Genomic DNA, 8693 nt, shown 5'->3' on the forward strand with positions numbered 1-8693 from the left:
CAATTTTTTAACGTTTTTTATTAACTTCTTGATTTTATGCAAAATAAATTTTTACATTATTCACCGATAAATCCACCGGCTTGTCTCTCCCAAAGCTTTGCGTAAATACCGTTATGAGCTATAAGTTCTTTATGTGTTCCGCTTTCAACTATCTTGCCGTCATCCAGCACCAAAATTTTATCCATTTGATTTAATGTTGAAAGTCTATGCGCAATAGCTAAAACAGTCCGCCCCTGCATAACTTGAGCTAAATTTTCCTGAACAATAGACTCACTTTCAGAATCTAAAGCTGATGTTGCTTCATCCAAAATCAAAATCGGAGCGTTTTTCAAAATTACGCGCGCCAAAGCAATTCTTTGCCGCTGACCGCCTGACAATTTAGCACCTCGTTCCCCCACCATAGTTGAAAAACCGCGTCCGCCCCTATAATCGGAAAGATTTTTAATAAAAGACAACGAATCAGTAAGCTCTGCTGCTTTTTCCATTGAATTGGTATCGCATTCATTGACGCCGTATGAAATATTTTCCGCTATAGTACGATGCATTAAAGACGGATCTTGCGAAACCATTGCAAAATTATCCCGCATTTCATCTTGTGCCAATTCTTTAATATCTGTGCCGTCAAGAAATATAGTGCCGCCGTCAACTTCATAAAAACGTAATAGCAGATTAATAAGCGTAGATTTTCCGGCTCCGGATCTGCCGACTATTCCGATTTTTTCACCGGGATTTACTACAAAGCTTAAATCCTCAAAAACCTTTTTCCCGCCCGTATAACCGAAGGCAACATGAGAAAATTCGATTTTACCTTTAACCTTATCTAAGGTTTTAGGATTTTGCGGATCTTTTATTTCAACCGGACGGGCGATAGTATTCATGCCGTCATAAACCATACCGATATTTTCAAAAATCGCCCCGACTTCCCACATCATCCAGCGCGACATATTAATCACACGTATTGCCACAGCTACGGCAATGGCAATGCTTCCCGGTGTTATCGCATAATGAATCCAAAGCCATAATGACAAAACGGTAATGGAAATTAAAAGCGCATAATTTAAAAACTGCACGCTGACATCAAGCAAGGTAAGAATGCGTAAAGCTTTATACTCTGCTTTAATAAAGCCTTCCATTCCGGCTTTTGCATATTTTGCCTCACGCCCTTTACCGCCAAACAGCTTTACCGTAGCGATATTTACATAGCTGTCAACTACGCGTCCTACCATATCGGATCTGGTATCTGCCTGAACCTGCGCCTGTTTTCTCAAATTAGGAATAAAAATCCCCAAAGCCGCTGAATATAAAATAAACCAAACAATAAGCGGCAGCATTAAAAACAAATCGGCATCCCCGAGCATCCACAGCATCGTGGCAAAATATACGCACAAATGAACCAGCACATCAATTAACTTTAGTACTGATGTACGTACTGCCATGGCAGTCTGCATAACTTTATTAGCGACCCGCCCTGCAAACTCATCGGTAAAAAACGAAAGGGACTGTCCTAACATGTAGCGATGAATTTGCCAACGGATCTGCATCGGATAGTTTCCTGATACCGTTTGATGCAGAATAAGAGAGTGAATAACGGTTGCAAGCGGTAAAAAAACACCTGCAAGAAGCAGCATTAAAACCAGCTTTTTACCGTGATCTTCAATAAAAAAGGAAGGAAGAGTAGACGTTGTCCAATCTACGATAAGCCCCATGCAGGAAAAAAACAATGCCTCGCCTATTGCCATAAACGCAGTCAGCAATGCAATGATTATTAAAAACTTCCACAGGCCTTGAGTATAAAAAAGAATGAAGCGTACCAACCCCTTGGGAGGTACGCCGCGATCTTGAGCGGGAAACGGCGGGACCAGTCTCTCAAACCAGCGCCAAATCCTTTCCACCTGATTTTTTCCTTATTATTTTTCCATTGAAGCAAGCATATCGTTGATACGATTATTAACAATATCAACGTGGCGTGCCAACGCTGCGACATGATTTGGCATCATTGCATCACCTACGGTATTACCGCCTGCAAAAACATACAGAGGATCAAACTCGGCAATATAATCAAAGCGCTTTAAAGCCTCATCAAGATTTTCCTGACCGCCGCGAACTGCTACAGACTCATCTACTGCAGCCAATCCTCTAACAACATTACCGGCTACCGAAACTACGCCTTTTGCGTAATAAATCGCATCATCGGCTGAAAAATGTCCGATGCTGCTTGAATTTAAATAACTAAGTGCCAATTCGGTTACGGTTGAAGCATATTTTAAAATTTCATATACGTCATCGGATCTGACATTGTAAACGCCGGCTCTTTTTGTACCGTCATTAATCGATTTGGCCCAATCGTTCCAGTTCTTAATACCTTCGCGGTATTTGCCTTCACAATCATAAACAAACCAAAAGCCCCAGACATCCTGTCCGTATGCAAAATAACGACCGGATGCGGCAGTAAGTCTCGGGTCAATCGTATCACGCTCACCGGCACGTGCTGCTGTTTTTGCTAAAACATCAGAAGCCTGACGGGTAGCATAAATCACACCTGCCTGATAAGCTGATTTGTTGTCAAAAATCTTAGGAACAAAAAATAAATCGTTTAATTGCCAGCCAAATAAGGTATCAAGTTCCTGCTCTAAAGCAAAATTAACGCTATTTGCAATAATCTGTCCTCTTTGAGCATCGGTTGCATCTGCAGCAAGAGGCTCCGGTTTATATTGTTCGCGAGTGGTATTGGAGCAAAGACCTTCGGCAATCAAATAAACAGCACCAAATCCTATAACAACAGGTAATATGTACTTAAGCGGCTTTAAATTCATAACAAGCAAAAAACCTCAATACCTTGAATCAGCAAGGAATAATCAGGCTCCTCCAATACTAAAAAACCTATTTTAAAATTTAACCTAAAAGAACTTATTAAATACTTAGATTAACGCGTTCCTTTTACAAAAAGCTTAACAAAATGCTTTGAATGCAAAATGTTAGTATAACAAAATGTTTCTTTCAGATATACTCGCAGCTTACACGAATATTTTTGAAAAACCGCATGTTTTTGCAGAGTATTCCTGCATATTTTCTTACGTTTAAACGTTATTTTGTAAAAATGCGTTTAAAATTAAGCTTAATTCTAAAAATTGAGTCTTATTAACGGACACCATCATGTTAAAAAAATGTTTGCTTCTTGCCTTGCTGTCTTTAGGAATATCCTCATTCTCTTATGCCGACAGCAACGATTTATACATAATGAACTGGTCAGACTACATTGCGCCGGACACTATTGAAAACTTTGAAAAAGAAACCGGAATCAAGGTTCACTATAGTCTGATTGATTCAAATGAAATGCTTGAAGCCAAACTTATGGCCGGAAATTCCGGTTATGACATCATTACACCTTCTCTTCATGTTTTAAAACGTCTAAGCGATGCCGGATTATTACTTGAGCTTGATAAAACCAAATTGCCTAATTTACAGCATCTAGATAAAGATAAGATGGCTAAAATTGCAAAAGTGGATAAAGACAATACCTTCGGAATCCCCTATATGGAGCTCTCTACGGGAATAGGATATAACGAGCGCTTAATAAAAGAAATAATGGGAAATGACTTTAAAGTCGATTCTTGGGACGTATTTTTTAAACCAGAGATTTTAAGCAAATTGAACAAATGCGGCGCTACCGTGCTCGACAGCCCGTCCGACATGATTTGCACAGCACTTATTTATCTTAATAAAGATCCCCAAAGTACAAATAAAAACGATTATAAAGAAGCGGAAAAACTTCTTAAAACCATGATTCAAAATGTCACTTATATGCATTCATCACAATATGCCAATGATTTGGCAGGAGGCGAAGTCTGCATATCAGTTGGCTGGTCAGGCGATATTCAGCTTGCCAATCAGAGATCTCAAGAAGCAGGGCTTGACGCCATAAAGTACGTAATACCTAAAGAAGGCGCTTTAATGGGATACGACATGTTTGCCATTCCCAAAGATGCCCGCAACGTAAATAATGCGCATTTGTTTTTAGACTACATTATGCGTCCTGACGTAATTGCCGATATATCAAATTACGTCCGTTATGCCAATGCCAATGCTGACGCAACTCAGTTCGTGGATAAAGAAATCACTGATAATCCCGGAATATACTATCCCAAGGAAATGCTTGAAAGAATGCACATAGTTATTCCGCCAAACGGAATTGAACGAACTCTGACAAAGACATGGAATCGCGTCAGAGCAAGCGCAGAGTAAAAATAAAAACACCGCTTTATTCACTAAAGCGGTGTTTTTTAAGTATTTGCAAAAAAGCTTAACGCTTCATTACATCAGCAATGGCTTTAGCTAAAGCATCAACGTTGTCTGCATTAATGCCGGCAACACAGATACGACCGGAGCCAACAATATAAATACTGAACTCTTTACGCAAAACTTCAACCTGCTCTTTATTCAATCCTGAAAAAGAGAACATTCCGTTTTGCTCAGTGATGAAATCAAAATCACCTGCTCCCGCTTCTTTTAATTTTTCAACCAAAAGAACGCGCATATTGCGGATACGCTCACGCATTGCGGTCAATTCACTTTCCCAAAGAGCGCGTAATTCACTATTGGACAAAACGGTGGTAACTACTTTTTCACCATGAGCAGGAGGATTTGAGATTGCCGTACGAACAGCAATCTTCATCTGAGATAATACTCTTGCAGCCGTTTCTTTATCTGCGCTTACAATAGTCAATGCACCGACACGCTCATTGTAAAGACCCAAATTCTTTGAGTATGAGCTTGCAATAATCATTTCTTTGCAGCGAGAAGCAATGATGCGCAATCCCTGAGCATCCTCTTCAATGCCGTGACCGAAACCTTGATATGCAAAGTCTATAAACGGCAGTAATTTCTTTTCAGAAATAAAGTCAGCAATACGCTCCCATTGTTTAACGGTAGGATCGATACCGGTAGGATTGTGACAGCATGCATGAAGAACAACAACATCACCTTCTTCAGCCTGATTTAAAGTCTCAAGCATTCTTTCAAAAGCAAGACCGTGAGTTGCTCTGTCATAATAAGGATAACGCTCAAACTTAAGACCTGCAGCTGTTGCAATCTGATAATGGTTTGCCCAGGTAGGATCGGAGATCCACATCTTAGCAGCAACATTCTGCTGCTTAATAAAGTCAGCGCCGATACGCAATGCACCGGTACCGCCGGGGCAATGACAAGTAACGGCGCGGCCGTCATCAACTAACTCGCTGTCAGCGCCGAAAATAAGTTCGCGAGTCAAACGTCCGAACTCAGGTAAACCGGTAATCGGCAAATAAGATTTGGTAGTCTCAGTTTCAAATATCAGCTTTTCAGCCTGCTTGACGCAGTCAAGGATCGGAGTGACGCCTGCTTCATTTTTATAAACGCCTACACCTAAATTAATTTTTTTAGGATTCGGATCGTTTTTAAAAGTTTCGGTAAGACCGAGAATAGGATCGGCAGGAGCTGCTTCAATATGATCAAAAAACATCTTTTTTCTACCTACTGTTAACTGACTAATTCCCGGAGTCAAATGCATATATCCGGGGATTTTATTGTGTTACCGGCTTTTACCGATAACGGCAAACCATCTGTTCGCATAGTTAAGTGGTTTAACAGGATCATCTAACCCCGCAAAAACGCTTAAAAATCCGCAAAAGTCCTATTGTCCCATCATTAAAACAATCACTTCATGCAGACTGACATCCTCCTCTTGCTAAGCAACAATACAGCTGTCAGCTTCGGCTGGTTCCTGCTGCCGACCTCTTAAGAGGTTCGCTTGACAGGCTATCCGGGCAAGTCCTGCCCTTCATAAAAGCTTGTGCCACTATATCACAAAAACACACTGATATTTGATATAGCGCACACTTTTGTAGCAAAGTATTCCGTACAAAAACACTTTAACCTTGCCATCCTACTAAAAACTCAAGAAAAATTACTTAGTTTTGAGTATTAGTTCACTAACACTGCTTTTGTAAATAAGGTAAAATTTTAATGTTGGTTTTTAGATAAACCATTTTTTATTCAACGTTATGAACTATGGAGAGAGCTTCGTGTCACGCTCAATTATGCTTGTCCCGACAGCAAAGTCTACCGGGATTTTTACCGCAAGTTTAGGTTTAGTAAAGGCTTTAAAAGATAAAGGCGTAAATGCCGCTTTATTCCGTCCTTTTGACTGCTGCAAAAATGTTTGCGCCTGCAAAGACTCTTATTCAGTCAGCTTCTGCGACGCTGTAAAACAGATCGCTGCCGGCGAAAGAACTGAACTTTTAGAGAAAGTAGTTGCCAATTTCAAACGTTTCCTTGCTGACACTAAAGCCGACGTGGTCATCGCAGAAGGCGTCATTAATGACAAACTTGATCAAGATAAATTAAACGCAGACGTCTGCCACGCCCTTGATGCCGACATCGTTGTAGTAAATTTAGGCAAATGTGCTAAAGCTAAAGCTTTAAATGCAGTTACATTACAGGCTTTCGGCAACGCAGGTAAAACCCGCGTCGTCGGCAACATCATTTTAAACCGTAACGCCCCGAAAGACGCTCACGGCGAAAAGCGTCTCGTTCTTGCCGGAAACGGTGGTGAATTTACCGCTTGCTGTGATGATTGCGCAATTGACAATATTATTGCCGATATTCCTTTTGACATGTACAACTACGCCGTCCGCGCCAAGGATATTGCCGACTTTATCGGCGGAAAAGTCGTAGCAGGCGATGCTGAAGCCCGCGGCTTCCGCGTAGTGTTCGATCTTAAAGACAAGAACAAGAAACATGTCCTTATTACCGAGACTTTACCTACCGAAGCAGAATCAGGCATCGTAGTATTAGCTAAAGGCATTGAAGGCCAGTTATCAAATGTCAACGCCGTAATCAGCTCCGAGCAAAATGTTTGGGATATCGCCAAGACTTTGGCCCGCATGCCTGCTCATCTTGCCGCTGATGATACTGCTCGTGCCGATAAAGCTGCTGAATTTGCCGCTCCTTATTTTGACGCTGACGCACTTGCCTCTTTAGCTAAAGTTGACGCAGATCGTACTCCGCTCATGAGCCCTGCAGCTTTCCGTTTAAAATTAACCGAACTTGCCCGTGCCGCACACAAGCGCATTGCTTTACCTGAGGGCGACGAGCCGCGTACTGTTTGTGCTGCCGCTAAAGTAGCAGCATCAGGCATTGCCACTCCGGTTCTTTTCGGAAAGAAAGACAAAATCTTGGCAGTTGCTAAAGAACAAGGCGTAACTTTAGGTGAAGGCGTACAATTCGTCGATCCTGAGGAAGTTCGTCAGAATTACGTAGCTCGCTTGGTTGAACTACGTAAGAAGAAAGGCCTTACCGAAGAGCAGGCAATCGACATGCTGCAGGACAATGTCGTTTTAGGTACCATGATGCTTGAGCGCAATGAAGTTGACGGTTTGGTTTCCGGCGCTGTCCATACCACTGCCAACACCATTCGCCCGCCGCTTCAGATCATCAAAACCGCTCCTAATGCATCCCTCGTTTCTTCAGTATTCTTCATGCTGATGCCGGAGCAGGTTTACGTTTTCGGCGACTGCGCCATCAATCCGAACCCGACCCCCGCTGACTTGGCGGAAATTGCCATTCAGTCAGCTGATACCGCTAAGACTTTCGGTATTGATCCTCGTGTTGCGATGGTCACCTACTCAACCGGCACTTCAGGTAAAGGCCCTGATATTGACACCGTAGCAGAGGCAACCCGTATTGCTAAAGAAAAGCGTCCTGATCTTAACATTGACGGTCCCCTGCAGTACGATGCTGCCGTAATGCCTAATGTTGCAGCTCAGAAAGCTCCGGGCTCTTCTGTCGCGGGTAAAGCTACCGTCTTTATTTTCCCGTCTCTTGAAGTAGGCAACGTTGTTTATAAAGCAGTACAGCGTTCTGCCGACCTGGTCTCCATCGGACCTATGCTTCAGGGTATGAGAAAACCGGTAAACGATTTGTCTCGCGGTGCCTTAGTTGACGATATTATTTACACTATCGCCATTACTGCCATCCAGGCAACTCAGGAATAATATTACCTTGATATTTATAGGGCGGCTCTACATGCCGCCCTTTTCATATACGCACTATGAATATTCTTATAATCGGAGCCAGCGGTTATTTAGGCCGCGCCTTAACTTTAAAATTACACACTAAAGACAATACGCTCTATCTGCTTGGACGCGATAAAAATAAAACATACGAAGTTTTCAAACGAATTCTTTCTTCCTTTGTCCCTTTTCCTAAAATTTTAGATTACAAAGATGAATTACCTGATGCGGATATAGTTATAAATCTCGCAGGCGAAAGCATCGCTGCCAAAATACTGACCAAAAAGCGAATAAAAACACTGGAAAGCTCAAGACTTGACGTACTGGCGCACATTGAAAATAAATTAAAAAAATACTCCTGTAAATCAAGAATATTACTTCAGGCAAGTGCACTTGGCATATATGAAGACAACTCATCAAATATAGGCAATGACGAACTTGCCTTAATTTGTAAGACAGTTGAAGATAAAGCTTTAAGCTTAAATAATATATTCTCCCGCATTGTCGCATTACGGCTTGGCATTATCTTAGGCAAAGAAAGTCCTTTTATTCAAAAAATAAATAAAATACCCCCTATCAAATTCATCGGCAAAGAAAAGCATATCGGCTGGATTAGTATTGAAGATACGGTTAATGCAATTATTT

General features: G+C 41.6%; 6 protein-coding genes. 3 read left to right on the plus strand and 3 right to left on the minus strand.

Features of this window, described 5'->3' with window-relative positions; genetic code table 11:
- Positions 1-56: 56 nt before the first annotated feature.
- Together QZ019_RS07965 and QZ019_RS07970 are read right to left on the minus strand one after the other, a co-directional pair.
- On the minus strand, positions 57-1892 hold the full coding sequence (locus tag QZ019_RS07965; protein ID WP_295483971.1) for an ABC transporter ATP-binding protein: 1836 nt from the start codon (positions 1890-1892) through the stop codon (positions 57-59).
- A 15-nt stretch (positions 1893-1907) separates the two neighbouring features.
- Positions 1908-2813 (minus strand): DUF2333 family protein, encoded by a 906-nt coding sequence (locus QZ019_RS07970; protein ID WP_295483973.1) that lies wholly within the window; start codon positions 2811-2813, stop codon positions 1908-1910.
- A 340-nt stretch (positions 2814-3153) separates the two neighbouring features.
- Here QZ019_RS07970 and QZ019_RS07975 point away from each other — a divergent pair, with 340 nt between their 5' ends.
- A complete protein-coding gene (locus tag QZ019_RS07975; protein ID WP_295483976.1) occupies positions 3154-4242 on the plus strand; it encodes a polyamine ABC transporter substrate-binding protein in 1089 nt (362 codons plus the stop codon).
- A gap of 58 nt (positions 4243-4300) precedes the next feature.
- Here the strand turns inward: QZ019_RS07975 and QZ019_RS07980 are convergent, their stop codons facing one another.
- Positions 4301-5497 carry an amino acid aminotransferase gene (locus QZ019_RS07980; protein ID WP_295483978.1) on the minus strand — a complete coding sequence of 399 codons (1197 nt, stop codon included), beginning with the start codon at positions 5495-5497 and terminating at the stop codon, positions 4301-4303.
- Between the two features lie 562 nt (positions 5498-6059).
- Between QZ019_RS07980 and pta the strand changes: the two genes are divergently transcribed.
- Both pta and QZ019_RS07990 read left to right on the plus strand, forming a co-directional pair.
- Positions 6060-8030, plus strand: a complete 1971-nt coding sequence (gene pta / locus QZ019_RS07985) for a phosphate acetyltransferase (RefSeq protein WP_295483980.1) — start codon at positions 6060-6062, stop codon at positions 8028-8030.
- A gap of 56 nt (positions 8031-8086) precedes the next feature.
- Positions 8087-8693, plus strand: a 607-nt coding sequence (locus QZ019_RS07990) for a hypothetical protein (RefSeq protein WP_295483983.1), incomplete at its 3' end; no start/stop codon positions are given.

The sequence above is a fragment of the uncultured Succinatimonas sp. genome (genome assembly GCF_905203285.1).
Taxonomy (GTDB): domain Bacteria; phylum Pseudomonadota; class Gammaproteobacteria; order Enterobacterales; family Succinivibrionaceae; genus Succinatimonas.

Bases quoted from the DNA above. Each gene is read 5' to 3' on its own strand.
- QZ019_RS07970 (WP_295483973.1), bottom strand. From the start codon at position 2,813: ATGAATTTAAAGCCGCTTAAGTACATATTACCTGTTGTTATAGGATTT.
- QZ019_RS07980 (WP_295483978.1), bottom strand. From the start codon at position 5,497: ATGTTTTTTGATCATATTGAAGCAGCTCCTGCCGATCCTATTCTCGGT.
- QZ019_RS07975 (WP_295483976.1), top strand. From the start codon at position 3,154: ATGTTAAAAAAATGTTTGCTTCTTGCCTTGCTGTCTTTAGGAATATCC.